17 protein-coding genes and 1 CRISPR repeat array (1 of these 18 running past the window's edge) are annotated in these 21,801 nt (G+C 70.5%); of the genes, 4 read left to right on the top strand and 13 right to left on the bottom strand.

Translation table 11 applies throughout. From position 1 onward, the window contains the following. Window positions 1-2: 2 nt before the first annotated feature. Window positions 3-926 (bottom strand): cupin-like domain-containing protein, encoded by a 924-nt coding sequence (locus PCA_RS15360; protein ID WP_181303483.1) that lies wholly within the window; start codon window positions 924-926, stop codon window positions 3-5. Window positions 927-1,093: 167 nt separating this feature from the next. Between PCA_RS15360 and PCA_RS15355 the strand changes: the two genes are divergently transcribed. Continuing rightward, on the top strand, window positions 1,094-2,155 hold the full coding sequence (locus tag PCA_RS15355; protein WP_181303482.1) for a hypothetical protein: 1,062 nt from the start codon (window positions 1,094-1,096) through the stop codon (window positions 2,153-2,155). A 128-nt stretch (window positions 2,156-2,283) separates the two neighbouring features. On the opposite strand, the gene PCA_RS15350 is transcribed toward PCA_RS15355, so the two are convergent. The 10 genes from PCA_RS15350 to PCA_RS15305 form a co-directional block, all read right to left on the bottom strand. After that, on the bottom strand, window positions 2,284-2,835 hold the full coding sequence (locus PCA_RS15350) for a GNAT family N-acetyltransferase (protein WP_181303481.1): 552 nt from the start codon (window positions 2,833-2,835) through the stop codon (window positions 2,284-2,286). 4 nt (window positions 2,836-2,839) lie between these two features. Beyond that, the gene (locus PCA_RS15345) at window positions 2,840-3,565 is read right to left on the bottom strand and encodes a hypothetical protein (RefSeq protein ID WP_181303480.1); all 726 of its coding nucleotides are present in this window, start codon (window positions 3,563-3,565) and stop codon (window positions 2,840-2,842) included. A 76-nt stretch (window positions 3,566-3,641) separates the two neighbouring features. Continuing rightward, window positions 3,642-6,524, bottom strand: a complete 2,883-nt coding sequence (locus tag PCA_RS15340) for a hypothetical protein (protein WP_255436906.1) — start codon at window positions 6,522-6,524, stop codon at window positions 3,642-3,644. Between the two features lie 55 nt (window positions 6,525-6,579). Beyond that, on the bottom strand, window positions 6,580-7,965 hold the full coding sequence (locus tag PCA_RS15335; protein WP_181303479.1) for a TIGR03013 family XrtA/PEP-CTERM system glycosyltransferase: 1,386 nt from the start codon (window positions 7,963-7,965) through the stop codon (window positions 6,580-6,582). A 275-nt stretch (window positions 7,966-8,240) separates the two neighbouring features. Further along, complete coding sequence (locus tag PCA_RS15330) at window positions 8,241-9,293, bottom strand: SDR family oxidoreductase (RefSeq protein WP_181303478.1); 1,053 nt, start codon at window positions 9,291-9,293, stop codon at window positions 8,241-8,243. Further along, window positions 9,293-10,570, bottom strand: coding sequence for a Vi polysaccharide biosynthesis UDP-N-acetylglucosamine C-6 dehydrogenase TviB (gene tviB / locus PCA_RS15325; protein WP_181303491.1), 1,278 nt, complete (start codon window positions 10,568-10,570; stop codon window positions 9,293-9,295). Before tviB ends, PCA_RS15330 begins: the two co-directional genes overlap by 1 nt. Window positions 10,571-10,815: 245 nt before the next feature. Next, window positions 10,816-12,132 carry a threonine synthase gene (gene thrC / locus PCA_RS15320; RefSeq protein ID WP_181303477.1) on the bottom strand — a complete coding sequence of 439 codons (1,317 nt, stop codon included), beginning with the start codon at window positions 12,130-12,132 and terminating at the stop codon, window positions 10,816-10,818. Next, the gene (locus PCA_RS15315; protein ID WP_181303476.1) at window positions 12,129-13,127 is read right to left on the bottom strand and encodes a homoserine kinase; all 999 of its coding nucleotides are present in this window, start codon (window positions 13,125-13,127) and stop codon (window positions 12,129-12,131) included. Before PCA_RS15315 ends, thrC begins: the two co-directional genes overlap by 4 nt. Beyond that, window positions 13,124-14,221, bottom strand: coding sequence for a homoserine dehydrogenase (locus PCA_RS15310; protein WP_181303490.1), 1,098 nt, complete (start codon window positions 14,219-14,221; stop codon window positions 13,124-13,126). Before PCA_RS15310 ends, PCA_RS15315 begins: the two co-directional genes overlap by 4 nt. Window positions 14,222-14,371: 150 nt before the next feature. After that, complete coding sequence (locus tag PCA_RS15305; RefSeq protein WP_181303475.1) at window positions 14,372-14,509, bottom strand: hypothetical protein; 138 nt, start codon at window positions 14,507-14,509, stop codon at window positions 14,372-14,374. Between the two features lie 179 nt (window positions 14,510-14,688). On the opposite strand from PCA_RS15305, the gene PCA_RS15300 reads away from it, so the two are divergent. The 3 genes from PCA_RS15300 (at window position 14,689) to PCA_RS15290 (ending at window position 17,239) form a co-directional block, all read left to right on the top strand. Then, a complete protein-coding gene (locus PCA_RS15300) occupies window positions 14,689-15,423 on the top strand; it encodes a c-type cytochrome (RefSeq protein ID WP_181303474.1) in 735 nt (244 codons plus the stop codon). Then, window positions 15,420-16,703 (top strand): cytochrome c, encoded by a 1,284-nt coding sequence (locus PCA_RS15295; RefSeq protein WP_181303473.1) that lies wholly within the window; start codon window positions 15,420-15,422, stop codon window positions 16,701-16,703. Before PCA_RS15300 ends, PCA_RS15295 begins: the two co-directional genes overlap by 4 nt. Before the next feature lie 71 nt (window positions 16,704-16,774). Beyond that, a complete protein-coding gene (locus tag PCA_RS15290) occupies window positions 16,775-17,239 on the top strand; it encodes a pyrimidine dimer DNA glycosylase/endonuclease V (protein ID WP_181303472.1) in 465 nt (154 codons plus the stop codon). Here the strand turns inward: PCA_RS15290 and PCA_RS15285 are convergent, their stop codons facing one another. Both PCA_RS15285 and PCA_RS15280 read right to left on the bottom strand, forming a co-directional pair. Continuing rightward, window positions 17,240-18,451, bottom strand: a complete 1,212-nt coding sequence (locus PCA_RS15285) for an MFS transporter (RefSeq protein WP_219918869.1) — start codon at window positions 18,449-18,451, stop codon at window positions 17,240-17,242. A gap of 94 nt (window positions 18,452-18,545) precedes the next feature. Next, window positions 18,546-20,540 carry a bifunctional 2',3'-cyclic-nucleotide 2'-phosphodiesterase/3'-nucleotidase gene (locus tag PCA_RS15280; protein ID WP_181303471.1) on the bottom strand — a complete coding sequence of 665 codons (1,995 nt, stop codon included), beginning with the start codon at window positions 20,538-20,540 and terminating at the stop codon, window positions 18,546-18,548. Between the two features lie 113 nt (window positions 20,541-20,653). Further along, window positions 20,654-21,801: a CRISPR direct-repeat array (repeat unit 28 nt; unit sequence TTTCTGAGCTGCCTGCGCGGCAGCGAAC); it runs 7,342 nt beyond the window's last position.

Below are 21,801 nucleotides of genomic sequence, written 5' to 3'. Positions count from 1 at the left end.
GCTCACTGCCCCCCGGCGTAGGCGTACGGTGCGCGATCCGAACGCGGCTGCGGCGCCCGCGCCAGGCGGCCACGCCATTGGCGCAACAGTGCGGCGCCGCGGAAAGCGCCGAGCAGGCCGGCGTCCAGCAGGCCGTTGCGGCCGACCGGCGGCGGCTCGTAGCCCCAGTTGCGCACGCGCTCGTGCGCGCGGTGCAGCAATGCGTCGCGCCGGGTGGCGTCGGTGTAATAGGTGAAGCTGGCGGTGACCGACGGCCCGTCGCCGTTCTCCACCAGGTGCGGGCTGGTGGAGGGCATGTACGCGCCCATGCCCGGTTCGAGATGGAACACCCGCGCCCGCGCGCGCAGCGATTCGTCCCAGCGCAGGCGCTCGCGGCTGTAGCTTGCATGGAAGAGGTCGCGCGCCTGTTCGCTGGCGGCCACGGTGTCGTCGGGCCCCCACACGTACAGCGTCTTGCGTCCGCTCACCTGCAGGATGAAGTTGTGTTCCTTGTCGAAGTGGAACGGCGTGATGGTGTGCGGCGAGGTGACGAAGATCCAGCCGCCGCGATAGCACATGCCCGGATCGCGCTGCGCCAGTTGCGGCGCCACGCTGTCGAGCACCTCGTCGACCAGGCCGCGATAGACCGGGTCGCCCTGCACGTTGAGCAGCGACATCCACGCCCTGGCCTCGGCGATGCCGGCCAGGGTGGCGGCGGCGCCGGCACGATTGGGATGCATCTGCGGCGCGTGGTTGAACGGCGTGCCCGCGTTCACCGCGTCGCTGTGCGTGCGCACGCTGCCGCGCGCCTCCAGGCGCCGGCCCAGCTCCACCAGCGAGTCCATCTGCATCAGCGGATGCGGCATCAGCCGGTGGCGCACCGGCACGATCGACCACGGATCGAATGCGGCCCAGTCGACCTGCAGGATTCCGCCTTGCTGGTTCATGTCGTCCCCCCTGGTCATCCTGTTGACGCCGACGATGCACACGTACGGATACGTTCGGTGCGTACCGTGCGGTTGCGCCCGCGCCCGCTGGCGCGGCGATCCCGCCTTGAACCGGAACCTTGTGTCGCACAGAATTTACCGGCGCCGCACGACAGGAATGCGTACCCTTGAACATTCGCGACACTGCGCCCGACGACCGCTACGAAACGATCGAGGGCCGGCTTGAGCAGGATCGCGATACCGTCATCGGCATCTGGCGCGGCCACATCGGCTGGCAGGCGCAGCTGGAGCGCATGTACGACGTCTACTATCTGGACTGCCCGTTCGGCCGCCCCTTGCTGCAGCTGCTGCGCCATCGCGCCAGCGGCGAGATCGTGGGCACGCTGGGCGCCGGCCCGCGTCCCATGCTGTGGCAGGGACGCGAACTGCGCGCCGCGGCCGCCAGCCATCTTGCCGTGCTGCCGGGGCACCGCTCGCTCAGGCCCGCGCTGCAGTTGCTCCGCGACATGACGGTGCGCGGCCTGGAGCAATTCGAGTTCGCCTACGGCTTGACCAATGCCCTGGGTGGCGCGATAGGCCTGCGCGGCGGCTATAGCGTGCCGGTGCGGCTGCGGCGGTACGTGAAGGTGTTGCGCTACCGGCGCTTCGCGCAGCGGGTGTTGCCCGGCCCGCTGGGGCGCGCCGGCGGCGCGCTGCTGGACGGCGCGGTCGCCGTGGGCCGCCAGCCGTGGCTGCCGGGCCGCCGTTCCGGCCTGCACGCGGCCTGGACCGACGCGATCGATCCGCGCATGCAGGCCTTGTGGGAGCGCTCCGAGCGCGGCGACGGCCTGAGCACCATGCGCACCGCCACGATGCTGGAGTGGCGCCTGCTCCGCCTGCCGGCGTTGCGGCGCCGCTTCCTGCTGGTGGCGCCGGCAGCGGGTGCGCCGTTGCTGGCCTGGTTCGCCTGCGAGGCGAACGCGCACGTGCCCGGCCTGATGACCGTGACCGACGCCTGGTTCGCCGGCGGCGTGCGCGAGGCAGACCGCCGCGCCGTGCGGGAGCTTTGCCGGATGGCCTACGCGGCGGGCTGCGAGGGGATCGAGGTGCGGCTGGCGGCCGCCGCGCCCGTGCTGGAGGCGTGGCGCGCCGAGGGCTTCGTCGCGCGCGGAGAGCAGCCGTTGTTCGTCGCCGGGATGGATCCGGGGAGCGTCGGCGTGCACATCACCGACATCGAGCAGGACGGCTGAAGCGAACCTGCGCCCCGCGGGCAGGCCCATCCGTCCGCGCGAGCCTGGCGTGGCCCCGGTCGCGGGCGGCAGGGGCGGCCTGCGGGCGGGCATTCGACTGCTTGGGCTGGTCATTCTGCGGCCGTCTGCTAGTCGGGCCTGCGCGGCGTGCAGCCCATCGCGGCGCCGAAGCCGCACTTGGCGATCATCGCCTGGCAAGCCAGGTTCTCGTTCGAGGTGTCGATGTAGAACACCGTCAGGCCTTCGGCGATCAGGCGGTTGATCGCCGATTGCGTGGCGTAGGTGGCCAGGCCCATGCCGCGCGACTCGGGCGCGGACCAGATCGGGCCGATCACCACTTCGCCCGGTCCCACCTTGTAGTGGCGGCAGAACGCCACATTGGCCCAGCCGTGGTGCAGGATGCGCCCCTGCCGCAGCACGCAGTAGAAGCGCCGGCCCGCGGCGATGCGGAGGGCGGCGCGCAACAGTTCCGGCGCGCTGACCCTGCGGCGCAGCGCGCCCGCCAGTCCGGCGAACTGGACCAGGCTGGTGGCGTAGCGGAATTCCACCCCCGCGGGTTCCGCCACCGCGAAGGGCTGCTCGCGCCGCATGCGGTAGATCAGCTGGTAGGGCAGTTCCTCGGGCAGCGACAGCTCGACTGTGCGCGTGGCGCCGAACGCGTCGACCGGAAGGCTGGACATGGCATCAGTCTCCCAACACCCATCGCGCACGGTGCGGCTTGAAGTCGAACTTGCGCTTGAAGCGCTGCATGGTGTCGGTCGCCCCGAAGTAGGTGCCGTAGGCGTAATACCGCACGTCGGGGTGGTGCGTGGCGATCCACTCGGCGATGCCGATGATCATCATCGGCACCACGCCGTCGGCCAGATGGTCGGCGTGGCCGTAGATGGTCTCGATCGAGCACAGTTCGCCGGCCACCAGGCAGCTGGCGAACGCATACAGGTGGCCGTCGCGCAGGATGCCGAAATAGGGATAGTCGTGCAGCGCCGAACGCGACGGCGGGTTGTTCGAGGGGGCCGCGTCGCGGGTGAAGAAATCGGCCGGCATCGCCCGTCCCTGGCGCACCGGCGCCGAACGCAGGATCGCGGTGATGTCGGCCAGGTGCGCGTTGTAGTCGATGAGGCCAAAGCCGTAGCCGAGCCGGCAGGACTTCTTGTAGTTCCGGCGCGCCGCGCTTTCTATGCTGCGCAGGTAGTTGTCGGGTTCGCCGGCCATGTGGTGCACGGAGAACCCGTACTCGTAGTTGCGCACCAGCGGAAACTTCGGGTGCCGACGCATCGCGTCCCGATAGAAGTCGCGCACGACCCGCTCGTAGAACGGGTCGTTGCCGGCCGTGTCGGCGCAACGCAAGTTGATGGTCACTTGCGGCAGGCCGCGCATGTCCGTGGCCATTTTCACCAGACGCTTCAGCATTGCGTGCGTTCCTTGATCGACATGCCGCCGGCCCTGGCGTGCGGAGGCGTCTCGGCGGCTGGCGGAGCGGTCCGTCTCATGGTTTGTAGGGTTTCGGAAAGCCGGGCACGGGCAGGTCGCTCACCGGCGGCGGGGCCAGCGGCGTCGGCGGCGGCGTCGGCTGCACGGTGCCGTCGGCATTGACGTAGAAATCCAGCACGCCGGCGGCGCTGCTGGTGTAGGTGCCGCCCGGGCTCACCGTGACGGTGTGGTTGCCGCCGCTGCTGGCGACGCTGATGTTGTAGCCGGTGGCCGGCGCCAGTTCGGTGAGGACATGGTGGGTGACCGCCGCGGGCACGGTGTAGACGACGGGTGGCGTCACCGCTGCGCCGGCCGCCGCCGCGCTCTGCAGCACCACGTCGTTGCCCGAGCTGCCGGCCATGCGCACGCCGACCATGTTGCCCTGGCTGACCGCCACCGGCGTGGCGACGGCCACCGCCGCCGCGCTGGCGGACAGGTCGAACACGGTGAGCCAGCGCTGGCTCGTGCCTGCATCCGGCGGGCGCACCTGCACCTGCCATATCTTGGCCGGGTTGCTGGTCGGGTACAGCGGTATGGTGGTGAGCGTGGCGTTGGCCGGCAGCACGGTGGTCACCGCGCCGGCATAGGTGCCGTTGTAGGTGACGTCCAGGCGGCTTTCGCCCGTGGGCGCGCTGCCGGTCGCCGGGTTGGCGGGGAAGTGCCATGCCAGGAACTGGTCGTAGCCCGCGCCGCCGGAGGTGGTGCGGTCGTAGACCACGAAGCGGTTGGGCCGCACATAGACGATCTGCCGCGTCCAGATGGCCACCGCGGGGCCGGTGGAGAACGCGCGGTACATGTCCGCCAGGCCGGTGGCCTGCACGAACACGTAGCCGCCATGGTCGTCGTAGGCCGCGACCTTGGTGCTGACCTGGTTGTCTTCGGTGGTGTAGGCGGCCTGCCCGTAGCGGTCAAGCACGCTGCTGCCGCTCATCCGGCGGGTGTAGTAGATGTTGTAGATCTGCCGGTTGCCCTTGTACAGCGTGTTGTTGAAGTTGCCGTACAGATCGTCGTAGAGCAGGTTCTCGTCGGACGAGCCGTTGGGCTCGTGCACCATCCAGCCGAAGGTGTTGACCAGCAGCGGGGTGTTGCCGCGGACCAGCGCCAGCCCGCCCTGGTCGAAGCTCTCCTCGCCCTGCGAGGGGTTGTTGACGTAGGGGCCGGCGCGGAACGACATCCAGCTCGCGCCGGTCGACCAGTCCGAGCGGGCCGCCACCGCACCCATGCCGGTGGCCAGGTAGGACAGCGGCAGCGTGTTCACCGCCGCCGTGGGCAGCGTCGACTCGGCATTGAGGTAAAGCAGCCAGGGATCGGACGTGTTGTAGCCGGAGGTGGCCGTGTTGACGTCGTTCAGGTACTGGTGGAACACGCCCACCTTGGGCGAGCCCCAGTAGGCCAGGGCGCCGAGGATCTGCTGGAACACGCCGACCTGGGTGGTGCCCACCGGCGGCGTCACCACGCCGTTGGCGTGATTGGTGTCGCGGTCGTCGAAATACGCCCGCGACGGCCAGGTGAAGTGCATGACGTAGTCCGCGCTGTCGAGCGGGAACAGGTAGGGCGCGGTCGCATGCACCAGGTCCTGCCCGGTGGCGGTCTTCACCTCGCGCAGCGGCATGCTCATGTTCTGGATGCCCAGCGGAGCATAGTTGCCGTAGCCTTCCGGCCAGCCGCCGCCGGCCAGGTGCAGCGCGTAATACGGCTGCACGCGCTTGCCGAACTGGTTGTTCAACCAGTCGTCCCACTGCGCCGGGGCCGAGGGGTTCTCGTCGTAGGTGGCCAGGGCGATCGCCGCCTTGGCGTGGAAGTAGCCCGCGTAGTAGTTGCTCTGCGGGTGCGTGTACTCGAAACCGGCGCAGCCGTTCGGCGCCTCCCACGCGGTGATCCACGCGTTCGCGGTGGTGTAGATCTGGGTGCGCTGGGCCGGCGTCAGCAGCTCGTACACCCAGTCGTAGCCCAGGCCCATGCCCACGCCATAGAAACGGATGCCGTAGCCGCTGTCGTTGCAGGGCGGCTGCCCCTGGCTGCCGGACGCGGACATCTTGACCAGGATGTCCACGGCCTTGGCGCCGTAGCTGGCGGCGGCGGTGGGGTTGCTGGTCTTCAGCACCTGGTAGCACATGCCCTCGGCCAGCAGCGCGGGCACGTAGTCGCTGCCCTGGTAGCCCTGGCCGATGTTGGGCTTGTTCGGATAGGGGTTGCCGGAGGGGTATTCCACCGTGCCGCCGATGTAGGAGTCGCACTGCGCCTTCAGCGTCGTCCAATCCGGGTTGGAACTGGTGGCGCGCTGGCGCAGCGTGGCCAGCGTGGCGCTGTCCAGCAGCAGGCGCGGATGCGGCGCCATCGTCACCGCCAGCGGTTGCGCGGAGAAGGCGGCCGCGATCGGCACCGAGCCCTTGCGCGCATGCGCGCTGGAATCCACCAGCGCCAGCACGCGCGCGGGCGCGCAGGCGGTCGAAGGCTGCCCGGCGTTGCCGGCGGGAGCGGCCCCGGACGGGCGGGCAGCGTCGTCGGGATTGCACGCCACGTCCTGGTAGGCCCAGGCCAGGCTTTCCGAGGAAAGCCGTTCGGGCGCGCGGCCGTCGGGCGCGGCCCGCATCGCCGGCACGCCGGAGGCGGAAGGCTGCGCGTCCGCCGACTGCGTCGGCTGTGCCGACGGGAGCGCGAGGCGCGCGTCGGTTGCCGTCGTGGCTGCGGCCGTCGCCGGCACCGGCGCCGCGGCGTCCAGGGCGGCGTCGGCCTGGTCGCCGCGGTTCGGCACGATCGCCCGGGCCATCACCGCCGCGACGACCAGCACCGCCGCGATCGTCAGCGCGGCCCGCCAGCGGCGGCGTTTCGTGGCGTCCGGGCTGCCCTCGCGCGGGGTGGCGGGGGCCGGACGATCCGGCAAGCTTCGACGTGGCATGGCGAATCCTCGGATCATGGGGTTCCGCCAAGCCCGTCCAGGCGGATGGTGCCGGTCAGCGTGCGCCCCGGCCGAACAGCACCACTTCGACTGTCTGGATCAGGATCAGCAGATCGAACATCAGGTTGTTGTTCTTGACGTAGTACAGGTCGTACTTGAGCTTCTCGGCGGCATCGTCCTCGGACGCACCGTAGGGATAGCGCAACTGCGCCCATCCGGCCAGCCCTGGCTTGAGGCAGTGGCGCAGGTTGTAATACTGGATCTTCTGCGTCAGGTCGGCGACGAACTGCGGGCGCTCCGGGCGCGGGCCGATGAAGCTCATCTCGCCCTTGAGCACGTTCCACAGCTGCGGCAGCTCGTCCAGCCGCACCTTGCGGATGAAACGCCCGACGCGGGTCACGCGATCGTCGTCCTTGGACGCCCAGCGTGCCACACCGTCGCGCTCCGCGTCCGTGCGCATGCTGCGGAACTTGATCAGCCAGAATGTCTTGCCGCGCACGCCCACGCGCTCCTGGCGGTACAGGATGGGCTGGCCCGCGCCGGATTCGATGCGGATCGCGAGCACCGTCAGCAGCATCAGCGGCCAAGTCAGCAACAGCACCAGCAGCGCCGCGGCGAGGTCGAAGCAGCGCTTGCTCAGCCGGCGCATCGGCGAGGCGTAGAAGCCGCCGGAGTAGACCAGCCACGAGGGATAGGTCAGCGCGAGCTGCACGCGCCCCGATTCGCGTTCGAAGAACGTGGTGAGGTCGGTCACCTCGATGCCCAGCTGCCGGCATTCCAGCAGCTCGTCCATCATGAGGTTGCCGCGGCGGTCGTCCACGCCCACCACGATCTCGTCGATCGCGTGGCGCTCGGCCCAGACTTCCAGCGACGTATCGGGGGTGACCAGCAATTCCGCCGGCACGTTGACCGGTTCGCCCGGCCGCGGCACGAAGCCCACCACCACGAAGCCGCGCCGGTCGGAACGGCGGCGCATGCGGCTGTGGATCTGCGACGCGCGCGTGCCGCCGCCCAGCACGAGGATGCGCCGCTTGAATACCTCAACCTCGACCAGGCGCAGGAACGCCGCGCGGAACGCGGTCACCGTCACGAAACCGATCACCAGCGCGAGGCCCAGCACGCCGCGGCCCATGAAGGCCATCGGCAGCACGTAATAGGCGACGATCAGGCCCAGGCAGCCCAGCGTGAAGCCCACTGCCTGGCGGGCGAGCAGGCCGAACCAGGTGACGCGCATGTGGGCCTGGTACTGGCCCATGGCGGCGAGGCCCAGCATCAGCATCGCGGCGAACAGCACCGAGCGCTCGGGCAGGTGGCCAAGTTCGTGGGTATCGCCGAAACGCAGCCACGTGGCGGCGTTCAGCGACGCGCAAAGCAGCAGGAACTCGGCAAGCGCAAGCACGAACAGCCAGCGCGTGGATTGTCTGTGCAGAAACCGCAACATTCCTTTCCCCCCCGAACATGGCATCCGGTGCCTGTGGGACATGAAGGGTAGCAATGCGGCGGACAGCTGTCCATACCACCTGTGCCGGCGCTACGCAATGCCTCGACCTGTGTAGTCCATCACATTTCTTGTGATTTTTTGCTGACGATGGGTGGTCGCGGGGAAGACAGGGGCGGCGGACCGGGGTCGCGCCACGAGAGGAGGCGGCCGGGAAGAACACCCGGCGGGGTGCGGCGGTGCGGCCGGGAACCCCGGCCGCACCGGCCAGGCCGGGATCAGGACGCCGTCTGTTCGGCGATGAAGCCCAGGTACCAGGGCATCGCCTCGCCCAGGCCCGGCACCAGCGGATGGGTGGGGGCGTAGCCCAGGCGGGTGGCGGCGCGGCTGATGTCGGCCAGCGAATGGCGCACGTCGCCGGCGCGGAACTCGCGGTGGATCGGCGGCAGCCCGTAGCGCACGCCTTCGCTCGCCAGCTGCTGCACCAGCCCGTCGAACAACTGGTTGAGGCTGGTGCGCTGGCCCACCGCCACGTTGTAGACCAGGTCGCGGTGCTCGTCCGTCGCCAGCGCGGCGAGCAGGTTCGCCTGCACCGCGTTGGCGACGTGGCAGAAGTCGCGCGTGGTCTCGCCGTCGCCGTTGATGTACACGCCTTCGCCCCGGATCATGGTGGCGATCCACTGCGGGATCACGGCGGCATAGGCGCCCTCCGGGTCCTGCCGCCGCCCGAACACGTTGAAGTAGCGCAGGCCGATGGACTTGAAGCCGTAGCAGCGCGCGAACACCTCGGCGTAGATCTCGTCGAACAGCTTGGTCGCCGCATAGGGCGACAGCGCGCGGCCGATGCGGTCCTCCACCTTGGGCAGGGTGGGTTCGTCGCCGTAGGTGGAACTGGAGGCGGCGTAGGTGAAGCTGGTCACGCTGGTGTCGCGCGCGGCCACCAGCATGTTGATGAAGCCGGTGGCGTTGGCGGCGTGGGTGGCCAGCGGGTCCTCGATGGAGCGCGGCACCGAGCCCAGCGCGGCCTGGTGCAGCACGTGGCGCACGCCGGCGCAGGCGGCGCGGCAGTCCGCGAGTTCGCGGATGTCGCCCTCGATGAAGCGGAAGCGCGACCACGCGACGGGGCCGACGATGCGTTCCACCTCGTCCAGGTTGCGCCGGTGGCCGGTGGCGAAGTTGTCCAGGCCCACCACGCTCTGGCCCAGGCCCAGCAGCGCCTCGACCAGGTTGGAGCCGATGAAGCCGGCGGCGCCGGTCACCAGCCAGGTGCCCGACTCGGCGCGCACGCGCGCCTGCAGGTCGGCCGGCAGCAGGGTATCCAGGGTCGCCATCACAGCCTCCCGTCCACCGCGTCGCGCGGCAGCACGTACTTGACGTCGTAGACCACGGCGGCGGGCTTGCCGTAGGCGCGCACGCCGTCGGCGCCCAGCGCCACGAACTGGCGGTGGCCCACCGCCACGATCACCGCGTCGTAGGCGCCGGCCGGCGGATCGGCCACCGGCGTGAGGCCGTATTCGTGCGCGGCCTCGGCGGCGTTCACCCAGGGGTCGTGCACGTCCACCGTGGCGTTGTAGCCGCGCAGCGCCTGCACGATGTCGACCACGCGCGTATTGCGCAGGTCCGGGCAGTTCTCCTTGAACGCCAGCCCCAGCAGCAGCACGCGCGCGTTCACCGGGTTGATGCCCTTGCGCACCATCAGCCGGATCACCTCGCCCGCGATGTACGGGCCCATGCCGTCGTTGGTGCGGCGGCCGGCGAGGATCACGTCGGGGTGGTGCCCCACCTCCTGCGCCTTGTGGGTGAGGTAGTAGGGGTCCACGCTGATGCAGTGGCCGCCCACCAGGCCCGGACGGAACGGCAGGAAGTTCCACTTGGTGCCCGCCGCCTGCAGCACTTCCAGCGTGTCGATGCCCAGTTTGTTGAACAGGATCGCGAGGTCGTTGACCAGCGCGATGTTGAGGTCGCGCTGGGTGTTCTCGATCACCTTGGCCGCCTCGGCCACCTTGATCGAGCTGGCCTGGTGGGTGCCGGCGGTGATGATGGAGCCGTACAGCCGGTTCACGAAGTCGGCGACTTCCGGCGTGGAGCCGGAGGTGACCTTGAGGATGGTGGTGACGCGGTGCTGCTTGTCGCCCGGGTTGATGCGCTCCGGGCTGTAGCCGGCGAAGAAATCGCGGTTGAACACCAGGCCGGAGCCTTCGGCGAGGATGGGCACGCACACTTCCTCGGTGCAGCCCGGGTAGACCGTGGATTCGTACACCACGACGTCGCCCTTCTTCAGCACCTTGGCCAGGGTCTGGCTGGCCTTCACCAGCGGCGTCAGGTCGGGCCGCTTGGCGTGGTCGATCGGCGTGGGCACGGTGACGATGTAGACGTTGCACGCGCGCAGGTCGTCCAGCGCGGCCGAGAAGCGCAGGCGCGTGGCGGCGGCCAGCTCGGCCGCGTCCACTTCCAGCGTCTGATCGTGGCCGGCGCGCAGTTCGTCGATGCGCGCCTGGTTGATGTCGAAGCCCAGCGTGTCGTAATGCCTGCCGAACTCCACCGCCAGTGGCAGGCCCACGTAGCCCAGGCCGATGATCGCGATCCTGCTTTCTTCCAGATTCCGCATGCGGGCGTCCAAGATAGGTTCCGGTGGCAGACGGCCGCCTCGGCGGCGGCCGCGAAAAGGGGTGGCAGCGTGCGTCGCCGCAGTCGTCAACCGGGCCCGCGTGCCACTGGTGCAGCGGGCACCCTAGCAATTAATCGTGACGGCTGGGAAGTCCTGCCGGGTGGCCCGGCACGCGGACAATTGCCGGTGTTCAGCGTGCAGGGGTACGCGCCGGCACCGTCGCGGCGACGTGGATGGGGCCGGTTTCAGGGCTGTGCGGAGCGCCGCAGCCAGTGCTTCAGGGCCTCGTCGCTGGCCGCCAGGGGCGCGGCGGTGGCCGAGCGCTGCAGCATGGCCGCCAGCGCCGAGGGTACGGCCAGCGGATGGCCCACCAGCGGTTCCACCACCTGCTCGAACTTCGCCGGATGGGCGGTGGCGACCACGGTCCAGGGGCGCGCGTCGCCCTGCTCGCGCAGGCGGTCGAGCACGTGCACGGCGGTGGCGGTGTGCGGGCAGAACGCCTCGCCGTGCGTGCGCGCGTGCGCGGCGATGGTGCGCCGTATGGTGGCGTCGTCCACGCTTTCGGCCTGCAGCGCGTGGCGCACGGCGTCGTCGTCGCCGAAGCTCCAGCGCAGGCGTTCGAAGTTGCTGGGTGCACCCACGTCCATCGCGTTCGCCAGTGTGGCGACCGCTTCGCGCGGCGCGTAATCCCGCCCGGCGAAGAATTCGGGCAGGGTGGCGTTCGCGTTGCACGCCAGCCGCACTTCGCCCACCGGAAGGCCCATCGCGCGCACCCACAGGCAGGCCAGCGCGTTGCCGAGGTTGCCGGTGGGCACGATGAAGTCCAGCGGCGCGCGATGTTCGCGCCACCAGCCCAGCGCGGCGTGCGCGTAGTAGCTCATCTGCGGCAGCAGGCGGCCCAGGCTGATGCTGTTGGCGGAGCTGAGCGGCAGCGCGTGTTGCAGCCCGGCGTCGTTGAGCGCCGCCTTCACCATGCGCTGGCAATCGTCGAAGCGGCCGGCCACGCGCAAGGCCTGCACGTTGTCGCCGAAACAGCCGAGCTGGTGCGCCTGCCGCGGCGAGACCAGGCCGTCCGGGTACAGGATCACCACGCGTACGCCGGGCTGGCGATGGAACGCCGCGCCCACCGCCGCGCCGGTATCGCCGGAAGTGGCGACGAGGATGGTGAGCGTCCGCGCATCCGCCCGCGGCAGCCGGCGCAGGCTGGCGGCGAGGAAGCGCGCGCCCACGTCCTTGAACGCGGCGGTGGGGCCGTGGAACAGCTCCAGCACCTGCGCATCCAGGTACGGCAATGCGCGCAGCGGCACCGGGAAATCCAGCGCCTCCGCGCAGATCGCCGGCAGTTCGGCGGCCAGCGGATCGCCCGCGAAGAACGGCGCGAGCAGGGTCGCCGCGGTGTCCGCCAGCGTGCCATGCGGGGCGAAGTCCGCGGGCGCCAGCGTGGGCAGGCGTTCCGGCACGTAGAGGCCGCCGTCCGGCGCCAGTCCGGCGGCGATCGCCTCGCCCAGCGTGGCGGCGGGCGCGCGGCCGCGGGTACTCAGGTAACGCAGCGCAGCACTCATGCCCGGGCCTCGTCGTCGACCAGCATGGCCGCCGGGCCGTCGATCGGCGCCACGAACACGTCGCTGTCCAGCGCGCCTTCGGCGAACGCCGCGCGCATCGCGGCCGCGGCCGCGGTCGCCCTGGCCTGCGACTCGAACCAGCCGAACACGCTGGGGCCGCCGCCCGAGATGCTGGCGCCCAGCGCGCCGTGGTCCAGCGCGGCCTGCTTCACGCGGGCGAAGTGCGGCACCAGCGGCGCGCGGCGCGGTTCCACCAGCACGTCCTTGAGGCCTTCGCGCACCAGCGCGGCGTCGCCGCGGAAGCAGCCGGCGAGCAGCAGCGAGAGGTTCGCGCTCTGCGCCACGAATTCGCCCAGCGCGTAGTGGCCGGCCAGCGCGGCGCGCGCCTTGCGCGTCTCCAGCACGAAATGCGGATGCACCAGCGCGCAGTGCCAGTCGGCTGGCACCGGGATGCGCAACAGCCGGTCGTGCGTGGCCAGCACCAGGCCGCCGAGCAGTTGCGGGCCCACGTTGTCGCCGTGGCGGCCGCCGCTGGCCACCGCCTCGCCGTCCATCGCGAAGCCGTACAGCGCCTCGCGCGGCAGCGGCGTGTCCAGCAGCGCGTTGGCGGCGACCAGCGCCGCCACGCAGGACGCCGCCGAGCCGGCCATGCCCGAGCCCAGCGCGATGCCCTTGTGCAGCGTGAGTTCGAAGCCGTGGCGCAGGCCCAGTGCCTTGCGCAGCGCGAGCAGCGCGACGCCCGCGGTGTTCGCGCTCGCGTCCAGCGGCAGCGCGGCCGCGCTGCCGTGGATCGCCGCGATGCGCACCACGGGCTCGTCGATGCGCCGCACCTCGGCGCGATCGCCCGCACCGGCCATGCTGTGGCCGAGGATGTCGAAACCGACGCCGACGTTGCCGACGCAGGCGGGGGCGAACGCGACGGCATGGTCGCGGCGGAGGCGGGAACGGGACGACGAGGGCTTCATGGCTTCCTGCAACAGTACGGGGGCGTTCATGCGTGCGGCTCCAGCGTTTCGGCGATGCGCAGCAGGTCGGCGAACACGCCGGCCGCGGTCACTTCCGGCCCGGCGCCGGGACCTTGCACCTGCAGGGGATTGTCGCGGTAACGGCGCGTGCTGAATTGCACCACGTTGTCGGTCAGCCGGGAGTGCGCGAACGCATGCGTGGCCGGCAACACCTGCAGCCGCACGCTGGCGCGGCCGTGGCGGTCCAGCTGCGCCACGTGGCGCAGCACGCCGCCGCGCGTGTGCGCCTCGGCCAGCTTCGCGGCCATCGGCGCATCCAGCAGGTCCAGCCGCTGCATGAATTCCTCCACCGGCACGTCGGCCAGCTCCGGCGGCACCAGGCTTTCCACCTGCACCTGTTCCAGCGACAGCGGCCAGCTCGCCTCGCGGGCCAGAATCACCAGCTTGCGCGCCACGTCCAGGCCGGACAGGTCGTCGCGCGGATCGGGTTCGGTATAGCCCAGCGCATGCGCCTCGCGCACCAGCGCGGAGAACGGCTGCTGGCCGTCGTGGCGGTTGCACAGCCAGGCCAGGGTGCCGGAGAACATGCCGTGCACCGCGCACAGCTCGTCGCCAGTGTCGAGCAGGTCGCGCAGCGTCTGCACCACCGGCAGCCCGGCGCACACGGTGGCCTCGTAGCGGTAGCGCGCGCCGCCGGCGCAGGCCTGGCGGATCGCGCGCCAGCGTTCCAGCGGGCCGCTGGCCGCCAGTTTGTTCGGCGTCACCACGTGCACGCCGGCGGCCAGCCAGCGGGGATAGTGCGAGGCCACCGCGTCGCTGGCGCTGCAATCCACCAGCAGCGCGTGGCGCTCGCCGGCGCGCTGCACGTGGGCGGCGAACGCGTCGAGGTCGCTGGGGCGCCAGGTCTGCGCGCCGTGGCTGCGGGAGTTCAGTTCGGGATCGTCGTGGTCCAGCCACATGCGCTGCCGGGCGACCACGCCGCACAGCTTCAGCTGCAGGCCCGCTTCGCGCGCCAGTCGTGGCTGGGCCGCGCGCAACTGCTGGAGCAGGGCGCTGCCGACCCGGCCGGGGCCGATCAGGCCCACGGCCAGCGTGCGCTGGCGGCGCGCGTCGGGCAGCGCCATGAAGCGCGACAGCGAGAAGGCTTCCTGGGCTACTGCATTGGGTGGTGCGCAGACGTTCACGGTGAGCTCTCCGGTGGAGGCCCCGCTTCGTCTGGCGTGTCGGTGTGCACCGGCCCGCCTCGTCGAGGGGGCCGTTGCGTGTGTGAAGTGTTACTCGCGCACGAACGCCCACCCGTAGCCGGAGGTACCGGTACCGGTGGTAATAATCGTGGTGGTGATCGTGGCGATGGCGGCGATGTCGCCCGTGCGCGACGGCATGCGACCGGCGATGGCCGGTACGGAATGCATGCGTGCGATGGCGGAATGCGGCGACATGGAGCCGACACTAAGACCTGTGTTGCACTGCAGTCAACAGGTGCATTTGCAACTGTTCCTTCGGGACCGCGGCCGATGTGCGACCGCGGCAGGTTGTCGCGACCCCCGGTTTCGGGCCGCCGGCGCCGGCACGCCCGATTACAATGGCAGGAATGAATCTCCGGTTTTCCTTGCGCTTCCTGTTGAGCGCCGGCGTCGTATGGCTTGCGTCCGGCGCGGGCGCGGGCGTGCTTGCGGCTGATGCCCCGGATTCCATGCAGCAGCGCGTCGCCGCCTGCGCCAGTTGCCATGGCGACCACGGCGAAGGCCTGCCGGGCGACGCGAAAGTGCCGCGCCTGGCCGGCAAGCCGGCCGGCTACCTGCTGCAACAGCTGGAATTCTTCCAGGGCGGCCAGCGCCGCCATGCGGCGATGGAATACGTGGTGCGCCAGTTGAGCCCTGACTACCTGCGCCAGATCGCGGAATACTTCGCGGCGCAGCAGGTGCCGTACCGGCGCCAGCCGGTGCCCGCGGTGTCCGCCGCGGCGCTGCAGCGCGGCGAGCAACTGGTACGCCACGGCGATCCCGGCCGCGGCGTGCCCTCCTGCGAGAGCTGCCACGGCAGCACGCTGACCGGCGTGGAGCCGATGATGCCGGGCCTGGCGGGCCTGTCCTATGCATACATCAATGCGCAACTGGAGGCGTGGCGCACGCACCAGCGCGTCACCGACGGCCCCGGCTGCATGGTCGTGGTGGCCAATCGCATGACCGGCGGCGACGTCGCCGCGGTGGCCGCGTGGCTGGCCAGCCAGCCGCCGCCGAACGACATGCATCCCGTGCCGGCCAGCGCGCAGCGCGAGCCGCTGCCGGGCTGGTGCGTGATGGGCAAGAGCGGGGTGAATCCATGAAACGCTGGTGGCTGATCCCGGTGCTGGGCGGAGCCGCGCTGCTGGGCTGGTGGCTGTTCGTGCCGGGCCGGGCGCATCCTGCGCCGGCCGCGCAGCTCGAGGCCGAGGCGGCGAAGCTGCGCGATCCCGCGCTGGTCGCGCGCGGCGAATACCTCGCCGCGGTGGGCGACTGCGCCGCCTGCCATACGGCGCGCGGCGGCCAGCGCTATGCCGGCGGCCGCGCGCTGCCCACGCCGTTCGGCGACGTGCCCGCGCCCAACCTCACGCCCGATGCGGAAACCGGCATCGGCCAGTGGGGCTTCGAGGATTTCTGGCGCGCGCTGCACGAGGGCAAGGGGCGCGGCGGCGAGCTGCTGTATCCGGTGTTCTCCTACACCTCGTTCACCAGGGTCAACCGCGACGACGCGCTGGCGATCTTCGCCTACCTGAAGTCGCTGCCGCCGGTGCGCCAGCCCGATCGCGCGCCGGGGCTGTCCTTTCCCTACAACGTGCGCGCCAGCCTGCTGGCGTGGCGTGCGCTGTACTTCACGCCGGGCGTGTACCGGGACGATCCGGGCAAGTCGGCGGAGTGGAACCGCGGCGCCTACCTGGTGCAGGGCCTGGGCCACTGCAACGAATGCCATACCACGCGCAACGCGTGGGGCGGCATGGACAAGGACCACCACCTCGCCGGCGGCACGATACCCGCGCAGGACTGGTACGCGCCGGACCTGAGCACGCAGCCGGGCGGCGGGCTGGCGGGCTGGAGCGGCCAGGACATCGTGGACCTGCTCAAGACCGGCCAGTCGGCCAGGGGCACCGCGTTCGGCCCGATGGCCGACGTGGTGCGCAACAGCACCCAGCACATGAGCGACGCCGACCTGCAGGCGGTGGCGGTCTACCTGCAGGCGCTGCCTGCGCGCGGGCCGGCGCCGGCCGCACCCGCGGCGTTCGCGAAGGCCGCCAGCCACGCGCAGGGCGGCAAGCTCTACGAGCAGCAGTGCTCCACCTGCCACGGCAAGCAGGGCGAAGGCGTGCCTGGTGTCTCCCCGCCGCTGGACGGCAACACCTCGGTGACCGAGCCCACCGCGACCAACGCCGTGCGCGGCGTGCTGCTGGGCGGCTTCGCGCCGGCCACCGCAGGCAACCCGCGGCCGTATTCGATGCCGCCGTTCGCGCAGCAGCTGAGCGACGCGGAAGTGGCGGCGGTGGTCAGCTACATCCGCCAGTCCTGGTCGAACCGTGGGGGTGCGGTGCGGTCCGACGAGGTGGGCCGCCTGCGGCACACGCCGACGGACTGAACCGCCGCCGGCCCGCGCATGGCATCCTGCGGCGTCGCGGGCCCGTCGTTTGCGGACCGCAGGGATCCGTCGTGCGCCTGTGGTCGCTGCACCCTCGTTACCTGGATGCGAAAGGCCTGGTGGCCTTGTGGCGCGAGGCGTTGCTGGCGCGCGCCATGCTGCGCGGCGCCACGCGCGGCTATCGCCGGCATCCCCAGCTCGACCGTTTCCGCCGGCACGCCACGCCGACGCTGGCGATCAACGCCTATCTCGCCGCGGTCCACACCGAGTCGCTGGCGCGCGGCTACCGCTTCGACCGCAGCCGTTTCGGGCCGGTGCGGCGCGACGCGGCGGCGCTGCCTCTGAACGATGGCCAGCTCGATCTGGAATGGCGGCACCTGCTGGCGAAGCTGGAGGTACGCGACCCGTCGTTGCACGCGCGCTGGCGCGGACTGGTCCGCCCGGAACCCCATCCGCTGTTCCGCCTGCAGCCGGGGCCGGTGGCCGGGTGGGAGCGCGCCGTTGCGCCGGTCGACAGACCGGCGCAACGGCGATGATCACGGCGGCGCCGGGCGCCTGTTCACGGACCATCGCCGCAGCAGCACGAGCAGGCCGAGCAGGGCCAGCGTGGCGAACGCGGCGCCGGCGAGGAAGGTGGCCTGCGGGCCGATGCGTTCCCACAGTCCGCCAGCCAGCACGCTGGCCAGCAGCAGGGCCACGCCGCTGACCAGGTTGTACATGCCGAACGCGGTGCCGCGCAGCGATTCCGGCGCCGTGTCGGCCACCAGCGCGGCGAGCAGGCCCTGGGTCATGCCCATGTGCAGCCCCCACAGCATCACGCCGGCAGCCAGCCCGGGCAGGCCGCCCGGCAGCGCCAGCACCAGGTCGGCCAGCACCAGCACGCCGAAGCCGATGGCGAGCAGCACGCCGCGGTCGAGGCGGTCGGCCAGCTTGCCGAACGGATAGGCGGCCAGTGCGTAGACCACGTTCATCAGCACCAGCACCAGCGGGATCAGCGCCAGTTGCAGCTTCAGCTCCTGCGCCCGCAGCACCAGGAACGCCTCGCTGTAGCGCGCCAAGGTGAACACCGCGGCCACCACCACCACCTGCCAGTACAGCGGCGGCAGCCGGGCCAGTTCGGCGCGCGCCAGCGGCATGCGCCGCGCAGGCGCGGCAGCTGCGCGCGGCACGTCGTGCACGGCGAACGCGATCAGCGCGAACGCGGCGAACGCCGGCAGCACCGCGACCCAGAACACCAGCGGGATGTCGTTGCCGCCCAGCCACATCAGCGCGATCGCCAGCAGCGGGCCGATGTAGGCGCCCGTGATGTCCAGCGATTGGCGCAGCCCGAACGCGGCGCCGCTCATGCCCGGCGGCGCCAGGTCCGCGATCAGCGCGTCGCGCGGCGCGCCGCGGATGCCCTTGCCGACGCGGTCCACGAAGCGCGCGGCCACCACCCAGCCCACCGTCTGCGCCAAGGGGAACACCGGCTTGGTCAGCGCCGCCAGCCCGTAGCCGATCGCCGCCAGCAGCTTGCGCCGGCCCAGCCAGTCCGACAGCGCGCCGGAAAACACCTTCACGATCGACGCGGTCGACTCCGCGATGCCTTCGATGAAGCCCACCGCCAGCGTGGAGATGCCCAGCGTGCCCACCAGGTACACCGGCAGCAGCGCGTGGATCATCTCCGAGGAGATGTCCATCAACATCGACACCAGGCCCAGCGCCCAGATGCCGCGCGGAATCCGCCGCAGCATCGAGGCGCCGCTCATGCCGCGTGCTTCCGGCGCGGGGGCGCCTGGTGGCGGGACCGGGTGGTGGATCGCATCGGTGGGCGTTCGTGGGCCGGGTGACGTGGAGGGCGGCTCAGCGCGACAGGTCGATCGCGTAGGTGGCCGTGCCGTCGCCATGGTCCTTCACTTCGCGGATGGGGTCGAGTCCGTCCGCACGGGCGATCCCGGCCTTGCCGCTGGCGCCGGTGAACACCACCGGCGCGGCGGTCTTCAGCGGCGCGAAGCGCCAGGAGCGCGCCGGCAGGTTGCGCGCGGCGATCTCGCGGTGCTGCTGCAGCCAGCGCGCCACGATCTCGCGCGTGCCGTCGGGGGCGCTCAGCACGATGCTGCTGCCGTCCAGCCCCGGGAAGCGGCCGCCGCCGCTGGCGCGGTAGTTGTTGGTGACCACGACGAAGGGCTGCCCGGGCTTCACCGGCTTGCCGTCGAACGTGAGCGACACGATGCGCTGGCCCGCAGGTTTCGACACGTCGATGACGTAGTGGACGCCGCCCTGGATCTGGTCGAAGTTGTAGCCGGGGAAGCGCGTGTTGACCAGTTCCTGCGCGTCGGTCTTCGCCGGGTCGATGCGGTTGAAGCGCTTGGCCGCCTCTTCCAGCCACGCCTTCACGCCAGCGCCGTCGGTCTTCACCGCAGCCAGCGTGTTCGGATAGAAGTAGAGGTCCGCCGCGCTGCGCAGGGTGAGCGGGCCGGGCGCCACGTCGGTGTAGTCGTCCGGGCCGCCGAAACCGGTGCGGAACGCGGCGGCGGCGGAGAGCACCGGCACCTTCGCCAGTTCCGGATGCAGGCGCGGCAGTTCCGCGCGCACGTAGTCGCGCTGCGCGGCATTGACCACGGCCAGCGCGCTCATGTTGCCCTCGTCCGCGAAATAGCTGGAAAGCCGCACGTCGCTGTGGCCGATCGGCGTGTTGACGTAGGCCACCGCGGCCTCCTGCACCTTCGCCACCAGCGGCGCGATCGCGGGGTCGGCCGCCACGCAGCTTGCGGCATCGCCGGGCTTGCTGCAGATCGGGCGCACCTCGCTGTGTGTCCGGTTCTTGTCGACGCTCCAGCGGCCGTCCCTGCGATCCAGCGCCAGCTCGATCACGCCCAGGTCCTTGCCGAAGAAGCCGCCCATCACCGCGGGCACGCCGTGCACGAAGCCGCGCACCGCGTCCACGTCCGGCATGTGCGCGAAGCGCGGGCCGGGGAACTCGGTGTGCGAGTGGCCCAGCAACAGCACGTCGATGCCCGGCACGCCGGCGAGGTGCCAGCCGGCATTTTCCATCGCGGGCGTGTACGGCGCGGTGTCCAGGCCGCCGTGCATCATCGCCACCACCAGGTCGGGATGCTGCGCCTCGATCTGCGGCAGGTACTTCTTCGCCGCCTCGACCACGCCGTCCACGCCGACCTTGCCGGCCAGGTTCTGCTTGTCCCACTGCAGGATGGGCGGCGGCGTGAAGCCGATGATCGCCACGCGCAGCGGCACGCTGGCGGTCGTGCCGTCCGGCAGCTGCACCGCGATCGGCTTGGTGAGCATGGTCCACGGCTTGAAGATGGGCGCGCCGTCGCGCGTGCTGTCCACGTTCGCCAGCACCAGCGGGAAATGCGGCCCGGCGCATTGCCGCCGTTCGCCGCCGTCCACGTTCATCGGCGTGCCGGTGACCTGCGAAAGCCAGCCCAGCCCGTAGTTGAACTCGTGGTTGCCCGCGGTGCCGCCGTCGTAGCCCACCGCGTCCATCGCGCGATAGACCGCCAGCTCCTGGTCGCAGGCCAGTTTCTGCACCTGCGCCTGCCAATCCGCCAGCACCGTGCCCTGGATGGTGTCGCCATTGTCGAACAGGAAGTTGTTCGGAAACTGCTTGCGCGCCGCGTCGATCAGCGTGGCCGTGCGCTCGAAGCCCAGCGACGGATCGGCCTTCTGCTTGTAGTAGTCGTAACCGAGGATGTTGGTGTGGAGGTCCGTGGTTTCCAGGATCGCCACCGTGGCCCGCGTGCCGTCGGGCAGGGCGGGCGCATGCGACGGCTGGTGGGCGCAGCCGGCGAGCAGGGTGGCGACGAGTAAGGCGAGTGCAGGGTGTCGTGCGGACATGCAAGGGCAATCATGGCGGTAGGGCCGCTGACGCTAGCAGATTCGTGTGACCTGTATATGCGCCCTCGATTCCGGATGTGCTCAGCGCTGGGCCAAACCCCCATCGCCGATCACTTCTGAGCTGCTTGTGCGGGAGCGAACGGCTCGCTTCCCGCCGTGCTCAGCGTGGAAGATTTCTGAGCTTCCTGCGCGGCAGCGAACTCGGGCAGATTGGCCGTCTCGGCGCCGGCGTATTTCTGAGCTGCCTGCGCGGCAGCGAACGCGGTATTGGACGTGATCGCGTTGCTGTTCGCTTTCTGAGCTGCCTGCGCGGCAGCGAACCATCTTGGGGATGCCGTTCACGTGCGCGGTCATTTCTGAGCTGCCTGCGCGGCAGCGAACTCGATAACGGATGCGCTGGATATGCTCGCTGATTTCTGAGCTGCCTGCGCGGCAGCGAACCCAGCGAGGATGCGGCCAGGAAAATTCTGAGTTTTCTGAGCTGCCTGCGCGGCAGCGAACGCGCTTGGGCGGTCTCGGCGCTTATCGGCGTTTTTCTGAGCTGCCTGCGCGGCAGCGAACCCACGTCTGCTGGTAATCGAATAGCGAGGCAATTTCTGAGCTGCCTGCGCGGCAGCGAACTGGCCCCTTGTGTCGAGAGACGCTCGACATAGTTTCTGAGCTGCCTGCGCGGCAGCGAACCCGGCGTCGCCGCAAGTCGATGTGGCCGGACTTTTCTGAGCTGCCTGCGCGGCAGCGAACAAGGCCGACGTGATCTTGTTCCTCCACCGCGATTTCTGAGCTGCCTGCGCGGCAGCGAACCACTGCGGCCGTGAAGTTGCGTATGGCGACATTTTCTGAGCTGCCTGCGCGGCAGCGAACCCGGCGTTCCACGAACTCACGTAGGCTTGACATTTCTGAGCTGCCTGCGCGGCAGCGAACGCGCTGGCGGACGACAACCTCGTCCACGAATGTTTCTGAGCTGCCTGCGCGGCAGCGAACGGTGCGCCGCTTGGCGAGAAAATAGCGAACTGTTTCTGAGCTGCCTGCGCGGCAGCGAACTTTCTGCTGGACCTCAACATCATTCGCGAGAATTTCTGAGCTGCCTGCGCGGCAGCGAACTGCGACGGGCCACAACATCGCCATTATTCTTATTTCTGAGCTGCCTGCGCGGCAGCGAACCAAGTATCTTCCCCACGCCGATGCATGCGGCTTTTCTGAGCTGCCTGCGCGGCAGCGAACAACCTGTCCGATGCCATCGTTACCGAGCTCACTTTCTGAG

Source organism: Rhodanobacter sp. PCA2 (assembly GCF_013620825.1).
Lineage (GTDB): Bacteria > Pseudomonadota > Gammaproteobacteria > Xanthomonadales > Rhodanobacteraceae > Rhodanobacter_A.
Note: the sequence above shows the minus strand (reverse complement) of the source record. Positions and strands in the feature narration are given on the sequence as shown.

Coding starts and splice junctions, on each gene's coding strand:
- PCA_RS15360 (WP_181303483.1), bottom strand. CDS start 926: ATGAACCAGCAAGGCGGAATCCTGCAGGTCGACTGGGCCGCATTCGAT.
- PCA_RS15350 (WP_181303481.1), bottom strand. CDS start 2,835: ATGTCCAGCCTTCCGGTCGACGCGTTCGGCGCCACGCGCACAGTCGAG.
- PCA_RS15345 (WP_181303480.1), bottom strand. CDS start 3,565: ATGCTGAAGCGTCTGGTGAAAATGGCCACGGACATGCGCGGCCTGCCG.
- PCA_RS15340 (WP_255436906.1), bottom strand. CDS start 6,524: ATGCCACGTCGAAGCTTGCCGGATCGTCCGGCCCCCGCCACCCCGCGC.
- PCA_RS15335 (WP_181303479.1), bottom strand. CDS start 7,965: ATGTTGCGGTTTCTGCACAGACAATCCACGCGCTGGCTGTTCGTGCTT.
- PCA_RS15330 (WP_181303478.1), bottom strand. CDS start 9,293: ATGGCGACCCTGGATACCCTGCTGCCGGCCGACCTGCAGGCGCGCGTG.
- tviB (WP_181303491.1), bottom strand. CDS start 10,570: ATGCGGAATCTGGAAGAAAGCAGGATCGCGATCATCGGCCTGGGCTAC.
- thrC (WP_181303477.1), bottom strand. CDS start 12,132: ATGAGTGCTGCGCTGCGTTACCTGAGTACCCGCGGCCGCGCGCCCGCC.
- PCA_RS15315 (WP_181303476.1), bottom strand. CDS start 13,127: ATGAACGCCCCCGTACTGTTGCAGGAAGCCATGAAGCCCTCGTCGTCC.
- PCA_RS15310 (WP_181303490.1), bottom strand. CDS start 14,221: ATGGCGCTGCCCGACGCGCGCCGCCAGCGCACGCTGGCCGTGGGCCTG.
- PCA_RS15305 (WP_181303475.1), bottom strand. CDS start 14,509: ATGCATTCCGTACCGGCCATCGCCGGTCGCATGCCGTCGCGCACGGGC.
- PCA_RS15300 (WP_181303474.1), top strand. CDS start 14,689: ATGAATCTCCGGTTTTCCTTGCGCTTCCTGTTGAGCGCCGGCGTCGTA.
- PCA_RS15295 (WP_181303473.1), top strand. CDS start 15,420: ATGAAACGCTGGTGGCTGATCCCGGTGCTGGGCGGAGCCGCGCTGCTG.
- PCA_RS15285 (WP_219918869.1), bottom strand. CDS start 18,451: ATGAGCGGCGCCTCGATGCTGCGGCGGATTCCGCGCGGCATCTGGGCG.
- PCA_RS15280 (WP_181303471.1), bottom strand. CDS start 20,540: ATGTCCGCACGACACCCTGCACTCGCCTTACTCGTCGCCACCCTGCTC.